This is a genomic window from Actinoallomurus sp. NPDC052308, from assembly GCF_040679195.1.
Classification (GTDB): domain Bacteria; phylum Actinomycetota; class Actinomycetes; order Streptosporangiales; family Streptosporangiaceae; genus Actinoallomurus; species Actinoallomurus liliacearum.
The window spans coordinates 540,608-558,211 of record NZ_JBFAUM010000003.1; the positions used below are offsets into that span (position 1 = coordinate 540,608).

16 protein-coding genes are annotated in these 17,604 nt (G+C 71.4%); 10 read left to right on the forward strand and 6 right to left on the reverse strand.

Annotation, left to right across the window (positions count from 1 at the left end; all coding sequences use genetic code 11):
• Positions 1-274: 274 nt before the first annotated feature.
• The 9 genes from AB0L00_RS13865 (at position 275) to AB0L00_RS13905 (ending at position 9,454) form a co-directional block, all read left to right on the forward strand.
• Entirely contained in the window at positions 275-3,310 is a 3,036-nt protein-coding gene (locus tag AB0L00_RS13865; protein ID WP_364432862.1) for a nitrate- and nitrite sensing domain-containing protein, read from the forward strand.
• A complete protein-coding gene (locus AB0L00_RS13870; RefSeq protein WP_141959232.1) occupies positions 3,307-3,708 on the forward strand; it encodes a roadblock/LC7 domain-containing protein in 402 nt (133 codons plus the stop codon). The genes AB0L00_RS13865 and AB0L00_RS13870 overlap by 4 nt, the downstream gene beginning before the upstream one ends.
• Before the next feature lie 2 nt (positions 3,709-3,710).
• Positions 3,711-4,160, forward strand: a complete 450-nt coding sequence (locus tag AB0L00_RS13875; RefSeq protein ID WP_364432865.1) for a DUF742 domain-containing protein — start codon at positions 3,711-3,713, stop codon at positions 4,158-4,160.
• Between the two features lie 19 nt (positions 4,161-4,179).
• Complete coding sequence (locus AB0L00_RS13880; protein WP_345358644.1) at positions 4,180-4,740, forward strand: ATP/GTP-binding protein; 561 nt, start codon at positions 4,180-4,182, stop codon at positions 4,738-4,740.
• A gap of 45 nt (positions 4,741-4,785) precedes the next feature.
• On the forward strand, positions 4,786-5,553 hold the full coding sequence (locus AB0L00_RS13885) for an SGNH/GDSL hydrolase family protein (RefSeq protein ID WP_364432869.1): 768 nt from the start codon (positions 4,786-4,788) through the stop codon (positions 5,551-5,553).
• 128 nt (positions 5,554-5,681) lie between these two features.
• Positions 5,682-6,683, forward strand: coding sequence for a LacI family DNA-binding transcriptional regulator (locus tag AB0L00_RS13890; protein ID WP_345358638.1), 1,002 nt, complete (start codon positions 5,682-5,684; stop codon positions 6,681-6,683).
• Positions 6,684-6,702: 19 nt separating this feature from the next.
• Complete coding sequence (locus AB0L00_RS13895) at positions 6,703-7,458, forward strand: ATP-binding cassette domain-containing protein (RefSeq protein ID WP_364432871.1); 756 nt, start codon at positions 6,703-6,705, stop codon at positions 7,456-7,458.
• Positions 7,459-7,463: 5 nt separating this feature from the next.
• Entirely contained in the window at positions 7,464-8,474 is a 1,011-nt protein-coding gene (locus tag AB0L00_RS13900) for an ABC transporter permease (RefSeq protein ID WP_364433250.1), read from the forward strand.
• A gap of 14 nt (positions 8,475-8,488) precedes the next feature.
• Positions 8,489-9,454: an ABC transporter substrate-binding protein gene (locus tag AB0L00_RS13905; protein ID WP_364432874.1), complete on the forward strand. Its 966-nt coding sequence runs from the start codon at positions 8,489-8,491 to the stop codon at positions 9,452-9,454.
• 105 nt (positions 9,455-9,559) lie between these two features.
• Here the strand turns inward: AB0L00_RS13905 and AB0L00_RS13910 are convergent, their stop codons facing one another.
• From AB0L00_RS13910 to AB0L00_RS13930, 5 genes are all read right to left on the reverse strand, one after another.
• Complete coding sequence (locus AB0L00_RS13910; protein WP_364432877.1) at positions 9,560-10,402, reverse strand: alpha/beta hydrolase; 843 nt, start codon at positions 10,400-10,402, stop codon at positions 9,560-9,562.
• Positions 10,403-10,542: 140 nt separating this feature from the next.
• Entirely contained in the window at positions 10,543-11,082 is a 540-nt protein-coding gene (locus AB0L00_RS13915; RefSeq protein ID WP_364432880.1) for a hypothetical protein, read from the reverse strand.
• Positions 11,079-11,213, reverse strand: coding sequence for a hypothetical protein (locus tag AB0L00_RS13920; protein ID WP_364432883.1), 135 nt, complete (start codon positions 11,211-11,213; stop codon positions 11,079-11,081). The genes AB0L00_RS13915 and AB0L00_RS13920 overlap by 4 nt, the downstream gene beginning before the upstream one ends.
• Positions 11,214-11,395: 182 nt before the next feature.
• The gene (locus AB0L00_RS13925) at positions 11,396-14,623 is read right to left on the reverse strand and encodes a TIM-barrel domain-containing protein (RefSeq protein ID WP_364432885.1); all 3,228 of its coding nucleotides are present in this window, start codon (positions 14,621-14,623) and stop codon (positions 11,396-11,398) included.
• Between the two features lie 301 nt (positions 14,624-14,924).
• Positions 14,925-15,908 (reverse strand): LysR substrate-binding domain-containing protein, encoded by a 984-nt coding sequence (locus AB0L00_RS13930; RefSeq protein WP_364432888.1) that lies wholly within the window; start codon positions 15,906-15,908, stop codon positions 14,925-14,927.
• A 159-nt stretch (positions 15,909-16,067) separates the two neighbouring features.
• Between AB0L00_RS13930 and AB0L00_RS13935 the strand changes: the two genes are divergently transcribed.
• Positions 16,068-16,955 carry an NAD(P)H-binding protein gene (locus tag AB0L00_RS13935; RefSeq protein WP_364432890.1) on the forward strand — a complete coding sequence of 296 codons (888 nt, stop codon included), beginning with the start codon at positions 16,068-16,070 and terminating at the stop codon, positions 16,953-16,955.
• On the opposite strand, the gene AB0L00_RS13940 is transcribed toward AB0L00_RS13935, so the two are convergent.
• The gene (locus tag AB0L00_RS13940) at positions 16,952-17,557 is read right to left on the reverse strand and encodes an XRE family transcriptional regulator (protein WP_364432892.1); all 606 of its coding nucleotides are present in this window, start codon (positions 17,555-17,557) and stop codon (positions 16,952-16,954) included. The genes AB0L00_RS13935 and AB0L00_RS13940 overlap by 4 nt on opposite strands.
• Between the last annotated feature and the right edge of the window lie 47 nt (positions 17,558-17,604).

Sequence of the window (17,604 nt, forward strand, 5' to 3'; positions counted from 1 at the left end):
ATCCATCCCGGATGAGTCAAGTATCACAGAGAATGAATGGCGACTTACTAAGAGTTATGTCGCATCATCGAGTTGCCGTCACTGTGAGCGGCGGTGAGGTTACTCCAACAGCAACACTAGACGCAGTATTTCGATCTCTTTGCCAGCAGTCCCTACGGTGTGCTGCAATGTCGGACGCTGGACGGCAGACCCGATGTACCCCTTGTCGGCGCCTCCTTTTCTCCCCAGCTTCTTACCAGCGCGGATCCTTACCGTGAGAGGGTGTAAACGCCAAGTGCGGATACAACCAAACGACGAGCCTGGTGACCGCACTCCGCCGTCTCCGGCGGCGGAGGAGAGCGGCGCCCTGTCTGCTGGTGCCCGTGGGCCCGGCAGCAGGCTCCGGCTGCGCAACTGGCGTGTGCGGCGACGGCTGATCGCCCTGATCCTGATCCCCACGGTGGTCGCCGTGGCCTTCGGTGGACTGCGGATCTCCACCTCCGTCGACCGCGCCCAGACGTACAGCCGGGTGGAGCACCTGGCCGAGCTCGGCAGCCAGATCACCGCCCTCGTGCACGCGCTCAGCAGCGAGCGCGACCTGACGGCCGCCTACATCGCGGACAATCGCAACCCGACATTGCTCAGCCGGGTTCAGCAGCAGTACCCGAAGGCGGACTCCGCGGCGGTCCAGGTGCGGAGGCTGTCGGCCGGGATCGACGCGTCGTACGGCTCCCAGGTCCTCGCCAACACCACGCGGATGCGCAACCGGCTGGACGCCATCTCCAACCTGCGCGACAACGCGGCCAAGACGAAGATGCCGGCGGCCTCGGTGATCATCGTCTACTCCGAGTCGATCAACGACCTGCTGGCCTTCAACGACGTCATCGCGCAGGGCGCGGCGGACGAGACGCTCACGGCGAACGTCCGTGCGCTCGCGGCCGTGTCCCGCGCGAAGGAGCAGGCCTCCGAGCAGCGGGCGCTCTTGTACTCGGCCACGCTGAACGGCGCCCTGACCGTCAACGACGTCTCGTCCCTCGCCGCCGCCCAGGCCCGAGAGGACAGCGAGGTGGCCACCTTCCGGGAGGCCGCGACGTTCGACCAGAGCCAGTTGTACGACGACACGGTCATCGGCCCGGATGTCGACGAGTCCTCGGTGCTGCGCCAGCGCGCGATCGCGCTCGGGCTCGGCGGCAAGGCCACCAGGCGCCTCGACCTCGATCCCGACACCACCGACGACGCCGGAGAGTGGCTGAAGACGTCGACGGCCAAGATCGACCTGATGCGCCAGGTCGAGCAGAAGCTCGCCGGCCAGGTCATCGCGGGCAGCAAGCACCGCCAGTCCGACGCGATCCGGTCGGCGATCATGAACGCGGCGGCGATCGCCATCGTCTTGATCCTCGTCCTCCTCGTCACCCTGGTCATGGCGCAGTCCCTCGTCCGCCCGCTCCGCAAACTCCGTGCGGGCGCCCTCGAGGTCGCCGGTCACCGCCTGCCCGACCTGGTCCGCCGCCTGCGCGACGCGGAGGCCGGCAACGAGCCGATCACCGTCGATCCAATCGACGTGCACACGACCGATGAGATCGGCGAGGTCGCGCGGTCCTTCGACGAGGTCCACCGCGAGGCCGTGCGCCTGGCGTCGAACGAGGCGCTGCTGCGGGGCAACGTCAACGCGATGTTCGTCAACCTCTCCCGCCGCAGCCAGTCGCTGATCGAGCGTCAGCTACGGCTGATCGAGGATCTGGAGCAGAGCGAACAGGACGCGTCCCGGCTGGAGTCGCTGTTCAAGCTCGACCACCTGGCCACCCGCATGCGGCGCAACGGGGAGAACCTCCTCGTCCTCGGCGGTCAGGAACAGACCCGTCGGTGGAACAAGCCGGTGCCGCTGGTCGACATCGTCCGCGCGTCGCTGTCGGAGGTCGAGCAGTACGAGCGGGTCACCCTGCGGATCCAGGACGACGTGTCGGTGATCGGCCGGGTCGTCAACGACCTCGTCCACCTGGTCGCCGAGCTCGTGGAGAACTCCACCACGTTCTCGCCCGAGCACACCAAGGTCGCGGTGTCGGGTCACCTGCTCAGCGGCGGCGGCGCCATGCTGCAGATCTCCGACAACGGCGTCGGCATGTCGCCGGAGGAACTGGAAGAGGCCAACTGGAAGCTGGCCAACCCGCCGACGATCGACGTGTCGATCTCCCGGCGCATGGGCCTGTTCGTCGTCGGCCGACTGGCCCAGCGCCACGGCATCCGGGTCGAACTGCGCGCCGCGCTCTCGGGCGGTCTGACCGCCTTCGTCATCCTGCCGGCCGGCGCCATCCAGGACGGCAACCCGCCCGCGCCCCGCCGTCTCGACTCGCCGGTGGAGGCGGCCCCCCGCAGGTCGCTCGGGGTGGAGGCGCCCGCCGTACGCGGGCAACTGCCTCGCAGCCCCGAGCCGATCGCCTCGGCGCCGGTACCCGACACGCCGTGGGAGCCCGCCCGCAACCTTCGCGAGGCGGCGCGTACCGCCTCCGAGCCCGCACCGCTGGACGGCGAGCCGCCGCGAAGCCCCGTCGAGCCGCTGCGCAGGCCGGCGGAGCCGGTCTGGGACGAGCCCGAACCGGCGGAGCCGGTCTGGGGCCGGCGCGAACCCGAACGGCGTCCGGCCGAGCCGGCGGAGCCGGCGTACGGCCAGGCCGAGCAGCCTCGGGGCCCGCAGGACGCGCCCCTTCCCAAGCGGAAGCCGGCGAACACCTCGCCTCCCGGCAGAGGCGCCGCGCCGTCGGCCCCCGGACGGTCGGGGAGTCCGGCCGGTGCTCCGCCCCCGGCGCGTCCGTCGCGGCCGCAGAACCCGCCGTTCCCGCCGTCCAGGCAGCCGGCTCGGCCGCCGGTGACCGGTTCCACCCGCGAGGAAGGTCGGTTGGGAGACCAGAACGGAGGACGTTCCCCTATCTTCGAGGCAATGCAGTCGGAATGGTTCCAACGCCGCAAGACGGGATCAATGGCTAGAACTGAGTCGGCTCCTCCGCCCGAGTGGTCCTCGCCCGCAGACGACGGCTTCCGGGCCGCGGAGACGGTGCGCGCCCCCTCGGTGGGTGGGAAGACCGCGGCCGGGCTGCCGAAACGGGTGCCGGGCAACAACCGGATCCCCGGATCGATCGCCTCGGCGAGGCCGGCGCCGCAGCCTCAGCAGTCGGTCCAGCCGTCGGTCCAGCCGTCGGTCCAGCCGCCGCCCCGGCCGGCCTTCCAGCCGCCGGAGGCCGAAACGGTACGGAACCGTTTCTCCAGCTTCCAGCAGGGCGTACGCAGGGGTCGCGCCGCGATCCGGCCCGAAGATGATGAACGGGAGAACCAGTGAACAGCCGCCAGGATCTCAGTTGGCTGGTGACCACATTCGTCGAGCGCGTCCCTCGCGTCGCGCACGCGGTGGTGGTTTCCTCCGACGGCCTGCCGATGGCGTATTCCGAGGGCTTCCCGGCCGACCGCGTCGACCAGCTCGCCGCGATCGCCTCCGGGTTGACCAGCCTCACGCAGGGTGCGGCGCGGATCTTCGAGGGCGGGGCGGTCACCCAGACCCTGGTGGAGATGGAGCGCGGCCTCCTGTTCGTGATGGCTATCAGTGACGGCTCGGTGCTCGGCGTGCTGGCCGCGCCCGACTGCGACATGGGATTGGTGGCCTACGAAATGGCACTGCTCGTCGAGCGCGTCGGCCGGGTGCTCACTCCGGCGCTGCGCGCGGAACCAGGGATCGGTTAAGGGTGGACGGCGGCAGGTACGGAAACCGGGACTTCGGCTCCTATTCGGGGCCGGACTCCGGCCGGCACCACACCCCGCCGCCGGGGCCGCCCCCGCAGCCCTCGGAGACGGGACAGAGCAGCTCGCTGGTGCGGCCGTACGCCGTCACCGGCGGCCGTACTAAGCCAAGGTACGACCTGCCCATCGAGGCGTTGATCTCGGCGGCGCCGTATCCCCGCCGGGACATCACCACCCTCACTCCTGAATACAAAGCCATCATCGATCTGTGCCGGAACTGGCGTTCGGTGGCGGAGGTGTCGGCGCTGCTGAGGTTGCCCCTCGGCGTCGCGCGTGTGCTCATCGCTGACATGGCACACGAAGGCCTGGTACGCGTGCACCAGTCCCCCTTCACCGAGGGACAGCCCGATCTCCAGCTGCTGGAAAGGGTTCTCGTTGGACTTCGCAAGCTCTAGTCCGGGCGCTTCGCCCGGCATGACCTCCGTAAAGATCATCGTGGGAGGTGGCTTCGGCGTCGGGAAGACGACCTTCGTCGGCTCGGTCTCAGAGATCATGCCGCTGACGACCGAGGCCGTGATGACCTCGGCCAGCACCGGGGTCGACGACCTGTCCGCGACGCCGGACAAGACGACCACGACCGTCGCCATGGACTTCGGCCGGGTCAGCCTCGACCAGGAACTCATCCTGTACCTGTTCGGGACGCCCGGTCAGCACCGGTTCTGGTTCATGTGGGACGACCTCGTGAAGGGCGCGATCGGCGCGGTCGTGCTGGTCGACACCCGCCGGCTGGCCGACGCCTTCCCGGCGGTGGACTACTTCGAGGAGTCCGGGATGCCGTTCGTCGTCGGAATCAACGGCTTCGACGGCGTGTACAACCACGGCATCGAGGACGTGCGCGAGGCGCTCACGATCGGGCAGCACGTCCCGATCGTCACGTGCGACGCGCGGAACCGCGAGTCGACCAAGGTGACGCTGATCACGCTCGTCGAGCACGCGCTGGCCATGCGCGCGCGCGGCGTGCCCATCAACCACTGAACCCGGTTGACGGCCGGGTGACCGCGTGTTGCATCATGGTCGGACGTGACTGAAATCTCGACTTACACCTCCTACGTCGCCATCGGCGACAGCTTCACGGAGGGTCTGGAAGACCGGGTCCCGGCCGCGGGTTACCGCGGCTGGGCCGACCGGCTCGCCGAGCATCTGGCCGCCGCCGGGCCGGGGCTCCAGTACGCCAACCTGGCCGTGCGCGGCAGGCTGTTGCGGCAGATCGTCGACGAGCAGGTCCCCCGCGCGATCGAGCTGCGGCCCGACCTGATCACGTTCGCGGGCGGGGGCAACGACCTGCTGCGCCCCGGAGCCGACCCGGACGCGCTCGCCGTGGTGTTCGACGGAGCCGTGCGCCGCCTGCGCGCCACCGGTGCCGAGGTGCTGGTGTTCACCGGTTTCGACACCCGTGACGTGCCGGTCCTGCGCCGGATCCGCGGCAGGGCGGCCATGTTCAACCTGCACCTGCGGGCCATCGCGGACCGGCACGACTGCCACCTCGTGGACCTGTGGTCGATGCGCCAGCTCCTCGACCCCCGGGCGTGGGCCGAGGACCGGCTGCACATGTCCCCGGAGGGGCACCGCCGGGTCGGGCTCGCCGCCTGCGAGGCGCTGGGCGTACCGGTGACGGGCGACTGGCGTGACCCGTGGCCGCCGGCCCCGTCCGTCGACTGGCTGACCTCGCGCCGGGCCGACCTGCGGTGGGCGCGCGCCTACCTCCTGCCCTGGATCCAGCGGCGGCTGCGGGGCCGGTCGTCGGGCGACGAGGTCGTCGCCAAGAGGCCGGACCTGCTGCCGCTCTGATCCGTACATGCCGCCCTTTAACGGGCGTCACTCTTGACGCGCGCTCCCGGGGATGAGACGACAACGTTGTCGTCTTAGTGGACCAAGCCTGGACGGTCGTCGCGACCGGACCGGACAGAAGGGGGCGCATGCGTCCGACCATGCGTGACGTCGCGCGGCAGGCCGGGGTGAGTCTCAAGACCGTCTCCCGCGTCGTCAACGGCGAGGTGGGCGTCCGCCCGGACACGGCGGAGAAGGTCAACGAGGCCATCTCGGCGCTGGGGTTCCGGCGCAACGACATCGCGCGCGCCCTGCGGGGCGGGAAGCGCACCCGCAGCCTCGGCCTGGTGATCAAGGACGTCGCCAACCCCTTCTACTCGCAGATCGCCCGCGGCGTGGAGGAGGTCGCGCGCCTCCACGACCTGTTCGTGATCTCCGGCTGCTCCGACGAGGATCCGGCCCGCGAGCGGCACCTCATCCGGTCCCTGTGCGAGCGCCGCGTCGACGGGCTCCTCGTCGTGCCGTCCGCGGCCGACCACCGCTACCTGATTCCCGAGCTGAACATGGGCACCGCCGCGGTCTTCATGGACCGCCCGCCCGAGGAGGCCATCCGCGCCGACGTCGTCCTGATCGACAACGTCGGCGGGGCCCGCTCCGCCGTCGAGCACCTCATCGCGCACGGACACCGCCGCATCGCCTGCCTCGCCGACCTGCACGGCATCTTCACCGCACGGGAGCGCCGCCGGGGCTACGACGAGGCGCTCCAGGCCCACGGCATCCCCGTCGACGAGTCGCTCGTCCGCCTCGGCCCGCACGACGTCGCCGGGGCGGAGGCCGCGACGGCCGAGCTGCTGGCCCTGGGCGACCCGCCGACCGCCGTGTTCACCGGCAACAACCGGCTGACCATCGGGGCGCTGCGCGCCATCCAGGCGGCCGGCACGAGAACGGCCCTCGTCGGCTTCGACGACTTCGAGCTCGCCGACATGCTGGCCACCCCCGTCACCGTCGTGGCGCACTACCCGGCCGAGATGGGCCGCCGCGCCGCCGAACTGCTGTGCCGTCGCATGGACGGCGAGGACCTGCCGCCGCAGCGCGTGCTGCTGCCGACCCGCCTCATCGTCCGTGGCTCGGGGGAGTCGCCGCCGCTCTGACCCAAGGGAAGGTGCACCGTTGACCGATCCACTACTGGAGGCACGGGGCGTCACCAAGCGCTTCGGCCATGTCCAGGCCCTGCGCGGGGCCGCCTTCACCGCCCATCCCGGCGAGGTCGTCGCCCTGATCGGCGACAACGGTGCGGGAAAGAGCACCCTGGTCAAGACGCTGTCCGGCGCGCTGCGGCCGGACGCCGGCGAGATCCTCCTCGACGGCCGGCCCGTGGAGTTCGCCGGCCCGGTCGACGCGCAGCGGCGCGGCATCGAGACGGTCTACCAGGACCTGGCGCTCGCCCACGACCTCGACGCCGCCGCGAACCTGTTCCTCGGCCGCGAGGTGACCCGATTCCCGCCGCTGCACCTGCTGGACCGAGGGGTGATGCGCCGGCGGGCCGCCGAGGCGTTCGACGAGCTCGGCATCCGGCTGCCCGACATGTCCGCGCCGGTCCGGCAGCTCTCCGGCGGGCAGCGCCAGTGCGTCGCGGTGGCGCGGGCCGTGGCCTGGGCGTCGAAGGTGGTGTTCATGGACGAGCCGACGGCGGCCCTCGGCGTCGTGCAGCGGGGGCAGGTCCTCGACCTGATCCGCCGAGTACGCGACCGGGGCGTCACCATCGTGCTGATCAGTCACAACATGCCGGAGGTGCTGGCCGTCGCCGACCGCGTCGAGGTCCTGCGCCTCGGCCGCCGCGTCGCACGCCTCACCGCCGCCGACACCACCGTGGAGGAACTCGTCTCCGCCATGACCGGCGGCCTGGACCAGGAGGACGCCGCGTGACCTCCATGACGGATTCGTACGACCCGGCCGAAGGAGGCCGGGGGCGGGTCGCGGCGCTGCTGCGCAACAACACGCTGTGGACGCTGGCCGTCCTGGTGGTCCTGTTCCTGTTCTTCGCGGTGCTGAGGCCGGCGGAGTTCGCGACGACGTTCAACATCCGCAACGTCCTCACCGAGTCGGCGATCCTGCTCGTGCTCGCGGTCGGCATGACGTACGTCATCGTCACCGCCGGGATCGACCTGTCGGTCGGCTCGGTGCTGGTGTTCTCGGGCGTCGTGGCGGCCAAGACCATGGTCGCGCTCGGCGGTACGACGGCGGGCTGGGGCGGGATCCTCCTCGGGGCGCTCGCGGGCATCGGCTGCGGCCTCGGCTGGGGCATCGTCAACGGCCTCCTGGTCGCCAAGGCGAAGATCCCCTCGCTCATCGCGACGCTCGGCACGCTGGGCGTCTCGCTCGGCCTCGCGCAGGTCATCACCAACGGCAGCGACGTCAACCGGATCCCGGCCAAGCTGTCCAACGTGATCGGCTTCGGGCTCGTGGCCGGAGTGCCCTGGCTGGTGATCATCGCCGGGCTGATCGCGGTGCTGTTCGGGCTGGTGCTCGCGCTGTCGCGGTTCGGCCGGCACACGTACGCCATCGGCTCCAACGCCGAGGCCTCGCGGCGGGTCGGCATCAAGGTGGACCGGCACCTGATCAAGGTGTACGCGCTGTCGGGCCTGCTGTCCGGTGTCGCCGGGGTGCTGTCCCTGGCGCACTACAGCACCACCACGATCGCCAGCCACACCTCCGACAACCTCGGCGCGATCGCCGCGGTCGTCATCGGCGGGGCCAGCCTGTTCGGAGGTGTCGGCGGCATCGGCGGGACGGTGATCGGCGTACTGATCCCCGGCGTCCTGCGCAACGGTCTCATCATCCTCGGGGCACAGCGGTTCTGGCTCGACGTGGCGGTCGGAGCCGTACTGGTCGTCGCCGTCTACTTCGACCAGTTGCGCCGTCGGGCGCGAGAACGCGAATAGAGGGAGGTTCGTCGGTGAACAGGTATGTCGTCGTCGCATCGGTGCTCGCGCTGGCCGTGACCGGGGCCTGCTCGGACTCCTCGTCCGGCGGCTCGTCGAGCGGCCCCAAGAAGATCACCCTCATCCAGGGCATCGCGAACGAGCCGTTCTACATCTCCATGTACTGCGGCGCCAAGGAGGAGGCGGCCAAGCAGGGCGTCCAGCTCAGCGTCCAGGCGCCCGCGCAGTGGGACGTCGCCCAGCAGACGCAGGTCGTCACCTCCGTCGCCGCCTCCCGGCCCAAGGCGGTGCTGATCGCCCCCGTCGACAAGGACGCGATGGCCGGCCCGGTCCGCCAGCTCGCCGGCAACGGCAGCAAGGTGATCTTCGTGGACACCGAGCTGTCCGACCAGTCGCTCGGCCTGTCGCGGATCTCCTCGGACAACCGGCTCGGCGGGCAACTGGCCGCCCGGACGCTGGCCCAGCAGATCGGCGACAAGGGCAAGGTCGTCGTGCTGGCTCCCAAGAAGGGGATCGCGACGACCGACGACCGGGTCGCCGGCTTCAAGGAGGAGATCGCGAAGCATCCGAACATCAAGCTCGTCTCGGAGCAGTACCCCGGTGACGACGCGGGCAAGGCCACCGAGATCATGAACGGTGAGCTGTCCAAGAACCCGGACCTGGCCGGGATCTTCGCCTCCAATCTCGTCACGGGTGAGGGCGCCGGGGCCGCGCTCAAGCAGGCGAAGAAGACCGGCGCGGTCAAGCTGATCGAGTTCGACGCCAGCCCCAAGCAGGTCGAGGACCTGCGGGCCGGCACGATCCAGGCGCTGATCAGCCAGGAGCCGCTGGACATCGGCCGCCAGGGCATCGACCAGGCCGTCGCCGCACTGAACGGCAAGCCCGTGACCAAGCAGATCAAGACTCAGCTCGTGGCGGTCACCAAGGACAACGTGGACCAGCCCACCGTCGCCAAGTACCTGTACAAGCAGAACTGCTGACCAGTGCCGGTACGAAGGAGACCCCCGGCACAGACCGCCGGGGGTCTCCGGGCGGCCGCCCTGAGTCATGGGGCAGGGCGCCGGACCGGCCGTCGCGGCCCGGCGTCAGGCCGCCGGGGCGCCGTCCAGGACCTCGCGCAGCCGGGCGGCGAACCGGGCGGGATCCTCGGTGAAGCCGACGTGGCCGCCGGGGAAGATGACCGGCTCGACGCCGAGCCCGGCGGCGAGCGCGGTGGAGGTCCGATCGCAGAGCTGGCCGGCGGACGCCGCACCGATGCCGACGACGAGGCGGGGCGTCCCGCCGCGGAGGGCGGTGACGTCGGGCCGCCAGCCGACGGTCAGGCGCAGCTCGTGCAGGAAGAACCGGCGTTCCTCGGCGAGCTCCCGCTCGTCGCGTGGCCCGCCGTACATCTGCTGGAACATCTCCTCGGGCATCGTGATGCCGATCGAGGCCATGAACCTGCGGTGGCCCCCGATCCGGTCCCCGGACGCGAAGGTGGCGATCACGTCCTCGATCCGGGCCCGGTGTTCGTCGCGGTCGTCCAGCAGTTCGGCGAGCGGCGGCTCGTGGGCGACGACCGTGTGCACCAGCTCGGGACGGGACTGCGCGAGCGCCAGCGCGCTGATGGCGCCGCCGCTGGAGCCGAGCACCGCGGCCGGTCCGGCGTTCAGGTGCGTGATGAGCCGGGCGAGGTCCGCGGCCCGGAGTTCCGGCGTGGAGTCCTGTTCGGGGTCGTCGGCCGGGCTGCGCCCGACGCCGCGCGGGTCCGTGGTGAGCACGGTGTGGCCGGTGGCCAGCAGGTCGGCGAGGGGGGCGAACGCCTCGGCGGCCATCGGGGCTCCGACGAGCACCAGCAGCGGGCCCTCGCCCCGTACCTCGTAGTACAGCCGCGCGTCGGGCGCGCGGAGGGTCCCGCCGGCGGCGGGCGCGGTCGTTATGGGATCCACGGAGTCCTCCTGGTCGATACGGAACGTGCGCTGTCACCGGTGAATGATTTCCCCCCCGCGGCGGGGCGGAGTCATCGCTCGGCCGCGAAGTCCGTACGACCAGGACAACGACGCGGCGCTCGCCAACGCTCCCGTACCGGTCAGCCGTGGCGTCGGCGGCGGACGGCGTACGCCACGGTGACGGCCGCCAGCAGCGGCCCCCAGGCGATGAGCGGCAGGTAGCAGAGCTCGAGGATCAGGCGCTTGGCGCCGTGCGGCATCTCCGGATCGCCCGACGGGAAGCCGGAGATGAGCCGTGTCCAGATCACCATCAGCGCCGCCGAGCCCAGCGCGGCCGGCACGATCGCCGCGAGCGGATGGACCCGCCGTCCCCGGAGGAACGGCACCCACCGCGGCCAGATCTCGCCCCACGGCCGGACCAGGCCCATGCTGAGGAACGCGACCGTCTCGGAGGCGGCGGTCAGCGCGATGACGTACGGCAGCATGTACGACGGCCCGTGCCGGGGATCCAGGGAGCCGGTGAACCCGGCGGGCAGGCCGAGTCCGAACAGGATCCGCCAGATCCCCGACGGCAGCGCGCACCACATCGTCGCCTGCGCGGCCCAGTCGGCCCAGCGCGGCACCGGCCCTCGGGTCCCACCGGCGGCCGCGCCGGCCCGTCGCACGTCGACGGCGGTCATCGCGTGCCGCCGGCGGTCGGACGGCCGGCGGCGGACCGGGACTCGCCCGACCCCGTGGCCAGCATGGCTCCGGCGATCAGGGCCGTCAGCGCGGCCACCGCCAATAGCTTGATCTTCAGCTTCTTGCTCACTGCGGGATCTCCGATCCGGAAGGTGGACCCGACCAAGATCCCGCCCGCGCGGCCCCGGAGACCTCCCCCCGGAGAGGGACGATCGTCCCCTGGAGGGACCGTTCGCGGGTCGGCCCCTGGTGCCTGCCGCCCGTAGGAGGCGGCAGGCACCAGGGGCCGACGTGGTCGGTACTCCGCCCGGATCAGCGGTAGTCGATCCTTGTCGCGGTGCCGATCGGCCGGTCGGGGACGGTGACCGTCAACGTCCCTCGTTCGCCGTCGTACGCCCAGTTCGCCTGGGCCACCGGTCTGCCGTCGACCCGTACGGCCGTCGGCCGCGTCGCGGTGGAGAAGACGGCCGTCCACTGCCGCCGCGCCACCTGGCCGGCGAACCGGCCGCGCGCCGGGCCGATGAGCAGGGTGTGGTCGCCGCCGCGCTCGGTGTACCGGAGCGTGGTCGTCGCCGAGGCGTGCGGGTCGGTCGAGTGCCCGTCGTCCTCGTACAGCGGGAACGAGCCGTCGGCGCCGCCGGTGACGTTCACCGTGACCTTGGACAGCGGGTTCTGCACGTCGTTGGTCACGTCGTCCGTACGCGTCGGCAGGATCCCGCCCGCCTTGACGAAGACCGGCATCGAGTTCCAGTCGGTCGTGACGTCCCTCGTGGCGGGGCCGCTGTAGGTCTTCCCGGTGAAGTAGTCGGTCCACTGCCCGGGCGGGAACCACACCGACGTGGTGGCGGTGGCGCCGGGCGAGGTGGCCGGGGCCACCAGCACGTCGGAGCCGTAGAAGTACTCCCGGGCCGCCGCGTCGTAGGCGCCCTGCTCGTCCGGGTACTCCAGGTACGTGGCCCGGACGACCGGCACGCCGGTGTCGGCCGTCTCCTTGGCCAGCGTGTAGGTGTAGGGGACGAGGTTCTCGCGGAGGTTGAGGAACTTCTCGGCCGCGACGCGGGCCTGGTCGCCGTACTGCCACGGAAGCCGGGCACTGTGGTTGCTGTGCAGCCGCAGGATCGGCTGGAACGCCGCCATCTGCACCCAGCGCACATACAGGTCGTCGGAGAGCTTCGATGGGCCGTTGAACCCGCCGATGTCGTGGCTGACCGCCGACAGGCCGGTGGCGGCGGACTCGCCCGGCGTGTAGCCGACCTCGTACTTCAGGGTGTTCCAGCTCGAGGCGGTGTCCCCGGTGAAGTGCACCGTCGTGCGCTTGTCCGCCCACGGGCCGGTCGGCACCGGGGCCTGACCGCTGTAGCCCGAGGCCTGCAGGGAGCTGTACGCCCGGGAGAAGGCGAACCCTCGCCCGACGCGCTTGGCGGTGTCGTCGGCGTACTGCTGGTTGATCCACGCGTCGGGCGTGACGCCGGCCAGCGAGGACTGAGAGCCATCACAGCACCAGTCCAGCCACCACAGGTCGTTGCCCTGCTGCTCCGTCTTCTTGTGCGCGCCGAAGTAGGCCGCGAGCTGGTCCGGGTCGCCCCAGTCGAACGTGTAGCAGGTCTGCCCGGAGGGCGCCTGGCAGTTCGAGGGCGTCAGCTTGTTCTTGGCCGTGGCCTGCGCCTGCGCGTAGGCCGGGTCGCCGCTCTCGATGCTCGGGTGGATGTTCAGCGCGCTGTGCAGTCCCTGCGCGTGCTCCCAGGCGAAGAACGCCGCCGGGTCCGGGAACTTGTTGCCGTCGATCTGCCAGCCGTTCCAGTCGGTGGGCGCCTTGTAGTCCGTGTCGGTGACCAGGACGTCCAGCGGGACGCCCTCCGAGCGGAACTTCGGCAGGAGGTCGTTCTGGTAGTCGGCGGCGGTGAAGTCGTAGTACTCGGAGAACCAGATGCCGTACGCCCACCGGGGCAGCAGCTCCGACGGTCCGGTCAGCGTCTTCAGGTCGGACAGTCCCTGCTTGTAGTCCTGGCCGTAGCCGAAGAGGTAGCCGTCCTGGTAGGACTTGCCGTCGTGGCCGGGCCGCGCGTGGACCGTGCGGGTCTCCGGGTCGAACACGGCCGAGGGCGTGTCGTCGAGCAGGTACCACCCGTCGCGGTAGAGCAGGCCGGGCGTGGTGACCGCGCTGCCGTTGACGCCGTCGAGGCCGCGCCGGTACCCGCCGAGGGGGCTGTGCGCCGGCAGCACCGCCGAGGAGGCCGGGGCGACGGCGACGGTGTCGAGGTTGACGTGGCAGCTGTCCGCCGTCGGGCAGCCGAGCGCGATCGTGTCGGTGCCCTTGGTCAGGGTCACCGGGATGACGGCCGTCGACCAGCTGTCCCAGTCGGCCGTCGGCGCGAGGTTCGCCGTCGTGGCCGTTCCGCCGTTCACCGCGGTCGAGATCGTCCGCGAGGTTCCGCCGCCGTTCGAGTAGCGGACCTGCAGCCCGTACGAGCCGTCGGCGGGGACGTTCTGCACCGTGACGGTGTCGGACGCGCCCGCCCGCTCCAGCCCGGCGACGAACCCGTCACCGGAGTGGCCGTTGTGGTCGGCGGCGAGTTTCGCGCCGCCGGCGAGCGCGCCGGCCTCGGCCTCGCACACGGTGCCGTAGTCGCAGGCGGTCGATGGCACCGTCGTCGGGTACGGCGCGCCGGGCGCCGTCAGCGCCAGGCTGTCGATGTTCACGTCGCCCGAGTCGTTCGCGGTCCGGGAGATCACGAGCGTGTGCCGGCCGGCGGACAGGTGCAGGCCCGGCGCGGAGGTGAACGCCCAGGTGTCCCAGTTCGCGGTGGTCGGCATCGTCAGCGTCGCGGGCGTTCCGCCGTCGACGGCGGCGCTCAGCGTACGGGTCGTGGTCTTCCCGTCGCCGCCTTGGCTGTTGGCGTAGCGCAGGCGCAGGTCATAGGTGCCGTCCTTGGGCACGTCGAGCGTGTAGGCGAGCGACGCGCCGGTGCTCTCGAACCCGGCGGCGAATCCGGTGCCGGAGAACCCGGCGTGGTCCGAGGCGACGCTCACCCCTTGGAGCAGGCCCCGCTCCGCCTCACAGAGGGTGTCGGTGGCACAGGTGACCGCTCCCGGGAAGGTCGGGTGCGCGATCACCTTCTGGTCGGCGGCGCGCACCTGCACGGAGACGTTGTCCGCGGTGAACGGGCCGGAGCCGACCTTGTACCGCAGCTTCACCGGCCCGGTGTCGATGGTCAGCCAGCCGTCTTCGACCTTCTTGGTGTACGTCGTCCGCCCGAAGCCGTCCCGCCCGACCGCGTTGAACGTCGCCGCGTCGGTGAACGCGCCGTCGCCGGCGTACTCCATCCGGATCAGCGTCGGGGACAGCACTTCGAAGCGGGCGTCGCCCGACCGGACCGCGTGCCGATCGGCCCGCTGGCCGGCGGGGGACGCGGTGGCGGGTGGAGAACCGGCGACCACCAGGCCGGCCACTCCGGCCAGCGCGAGACCGGTTCTGACCGTCTTTGATCCGGGGCCGATCCGCCGGCGCAGGCGCCGCCGACGAACCCTGACATCACGCAAATGAGGGAGGAGGCTCACGTCAATGGACTATGAGCCTGAATGATCAGATTCGTCAATAGATGGTCTAAATCGGTCACCGTGCCGCGGCGACCGTGCGCCTCAGGGGTGTGTCGCGGTGACCCAGTCCGAGCGCTCGAGGACGTAGAGGCGAACGGCTTCGCCGTAGGGGCCGGTGGTGTCGTCGTGGCGGCGTGTTCGGTGGTCAGCGTCCGCATCGCCCCACGGTAAACCCCCGTCACCGCGGCCGTCAGCCGCGTTCGACGCGGTCCGCGAGCCTCCGTCGCCGCGACGGCGGCGACCGTCAGGCAGGGGCTTCCTGAGGTACGCCGTTCTCCGCGTCGGCGGTCGCCGGCACCGAGACGGCGGCGCGGATGAAGGCGGCGACCGCCGGTGAGCGGGCGTCCCGCGGCCACGCGACGGCCAGTGTGGCGGGCTCGAGGTCGCCGACCGGCCGGTAGGCGATTCCGGGCAGCGGGTAACGGCGCGTCACCCAGGCCGGGAGGAAGCAGATCATCTGCCCCAGCTCGACCAGCCGGAAGATCTGGGTGATGTCCGAGGGCGGCCGGCGGGCTCCGGCCGTGAGCTCGCGGGGCGCCGTCCGTGGCCACGTGGGGCCGCTCTCGCCCGGGTGAGCGTGCGAAGGCGGCGCGTTCTCCTCAGCGTGCGGGCGCGGTGGCCCGTCCTCCTCGACGAGGGTTCCGTCCGGGAGGCTCCGGCCGGCCAGGTCCGCCAGCCGCAGGGAGGAGCGGGCGGCGAGGGGATCGGTCGCCGCGAGGACGGCCAGGCGGGGCTCGGTGCGCAGTGGTTCGAAGTCCAGTCCGCGGTCGTCGAAGGGACTGACGAGGAGCGCGACGTCGGCTCGCCCGTCGCGCAGCGCCGGCGCCTGTTCGCCCCGGCCGCCCAGCACCAGTTCGACGTCGATCGCCGCGCTCTCGCGTTGGTAGGCGGACAGGATCCGCGGTAGCAGCCCGGCGTCGTTGTCGGCCTTGAGGGCGAGTCGCAGCACCGGGGCGGCCCGGCCGGCGTTCCGAACCCGCCGGCCGGCGGCGGCGATCGCGTCGAGCGCGGTCCGGGCGTCCCGCAGGAAGACCTCCCCGGCCGCCGTGAGCCTCACCTGACGCGTGGTGCGCTCGAACAGCCGCACGCCCAGCCGGCGTTCCAGATCCCGGATCGCCCGGGAGAGCGGGGGCTGCGCCATGCCCAGCCGCCCGGCCGCACGGCCGAAGTGCAGCTCTTCGGCGACCGCGACGAAGTACCGGAGCTCTCGCGACTCCAGGTCATTCATACCCGCAGAGTATCAACGGGGACCGGATCGATCCTTCAGGTTCTCGCCCCGGCCGGATTGACTGCTCAGTGCCATCCGGCGGCCCCCATCGCCGAGTTCGGCGGGCCCGGATGCGAACGCCCATGTGGCCGTGTCATCGCCACTCCTCCTGGAGGTTCAATGATCGTCATCACCACGCCCACCGGCCAGATCGGCCGGCAGGTCGTCGACAACGTCCTGGACCGCGGAGAGTCGATCCGCGTGATCGCACGCGATCCGTCCCGGCTCTCACCGGGGGTGCGCGAACGGGCCGAGGTCGTCCCGGGATCGCACGACCGCCTCGACGTCATCACTGAGGCGCTGGACGGAGCCGACGCCGTGTTCTGGCTCGTACCTCCCGACCCCCGTGCCGACAGCGTCGAAGGCCACATCTTGGGCTTCACCCGGCCCTTCTGCGAGGCCATCGAGAAGCAGGGCGTCCAGCGCGTCGTCGGCGTCTCGACCCTGGGCCGCGGCGTGGCCGAGAACGCCGGACAGATCTCCGCGGCGCTCGCCATGGACGAGCTGATCGAGAGGACCGGCGTGGGCTACCGGGCCCTGCAGATGCCGGGCTTCATGGAGAACCTGCTCCAGCAGGTCGGGGCGATCAGGAGCCAGGGCGCCTTCTACCTGGCGCTGTCCGGGGATCACAAGAACCCGACGTGCGCCACCCGCGACATCGCGGCCGTCGCCGCCGAACTGCTGCTCGACGGCTCCTGGAGCGGGCAGGAGGGCGTCCCGGTCCTCGGACCCGAGGATCTGTCGCCGAACGACATGGCGCGGATCATGTCGGAGGTGCTGGGGCGGCCCATCCGCTTCCAGCAGGTCTCCGGTGCGGCGTACAAGGCCACGCTGGTGCGGAACGGGCTCAGCGAGCCGTGGGCCCAGGGGCTGGCCGACATGACCGCCGCGATCGACCGGGGCCTGTACAACGCGCGGCCGCACACCCCGCGGTCCACCACCCCGACCGGCTTCCGTCAGTGGTGCGAGGAGGTGCTGAAGCCCGCCGTCGAGCAGAGCGGCTCTTAGGGCGTGTCTCGACGGGGGTCTCTGGTCTTGGGGCGGGCGCGGAGGTGGGCGCGTTCGCCCTGCCGGCCGAACAGGCTGAGGAACTCGACCGGTTCGGCGTCGGCGGCGCCGAACCAGTGCGGTACACGAGTGTCGAACTCGGCCGCCTCGCCGGGCGAGAGCACCAGGTCCTGCTCGCCGAGGACGACCCGGAGCCGCCCGTTCAGGACGTACACCCAGTCGTAGCCCTCGTGGGTCCGCAGTTCGGGCTTCCGGCGGCGGCTGCCGGCCGGGATGATGGTCTTGTACGCCTGGATGCCGCCGGCCCGGCGGGTCAGCGGCAGCAGCGTCATGCCGTCGCGCTCGATCGGCCGTATGTGGATGCGCGGATCCCCGGTGGGCGGGGCGTCGACGAGCTCGTCGAGCGTGACGCCGTGGGCCCTGGCCAGCGGGAGCAGGAGCTCCAGGGTCGGCCGGCGGGCGCCGGACTCCAGCCGGGACAGGGTGCTCACCGAGATGCCGGTCGCCGCGGACAGCTCGGCGAGCGTGGTCTCGCGCTGCCGCCGCAACGCGCGCAGCCGGGGGCCGACCGCGCCGAGCGCCTGGTCGAGATCGTCGTCCATGGCCCTATTTTGCCAGAACGGCAACGGAGCTTGCGATAACGGCCAGC

Excerpts from the sequence above, each read along its gene's own strand:
- AB0L00_RS13880 (WP_345358644.1), top strand. The coding sequence starts at position 4,180 with ATGACCTCCGTAAAGATCATCGTGGGAGGTGGCTTCGGCGTCGGGAAG.
- AB0L00_RS13890 (WP_345358638.1), top strand. The coding sequence starts at position 5,682 with ATGCGTCCGACCATGCGTGACGTCGCGCGGCAGGCCGGGGTGAGTCTC.
- AB0L00_RS13900 (WP_364433250.1), top strand. The coding sequence starts at position 7,464 with ATGACGGATTCGTACGACCCGGCCGAAGGAGGCCGGGGGCGGGTCGCG.
- AB0L00_RS13915 (WP_364432880.1), bottom strand. The coding sequence starts at position 11,082 with ATGACCGCCGTCGACGTGCGACGGGCCGGCGCGGCCGCCGGTGGGACC.
- AB0L00_RS13930 (WP_364432888.1), bottom strand. The coding sequence starts at position 15,908 with ATGAATGACCTGGAGTCGCGAGAGCTCCGGTACTTCGTCGCGGTCGCC.
- AB0L00_RS13935 (WP_364432890.1), top strand. The coding sequence starts at position 16,068 with ATGATCGTCATCACCACGCCCACCGGCCAGATCGGCCGGCAGGTCGTC.
- AB0L00_RS13940 (WP_364432892.1), bottom strand. The coding sequence starts at position 17,557 with ATGGACGACGATCTCGACCAGGCGCTCGGCGCGGTCGGCCCCCGGCTG.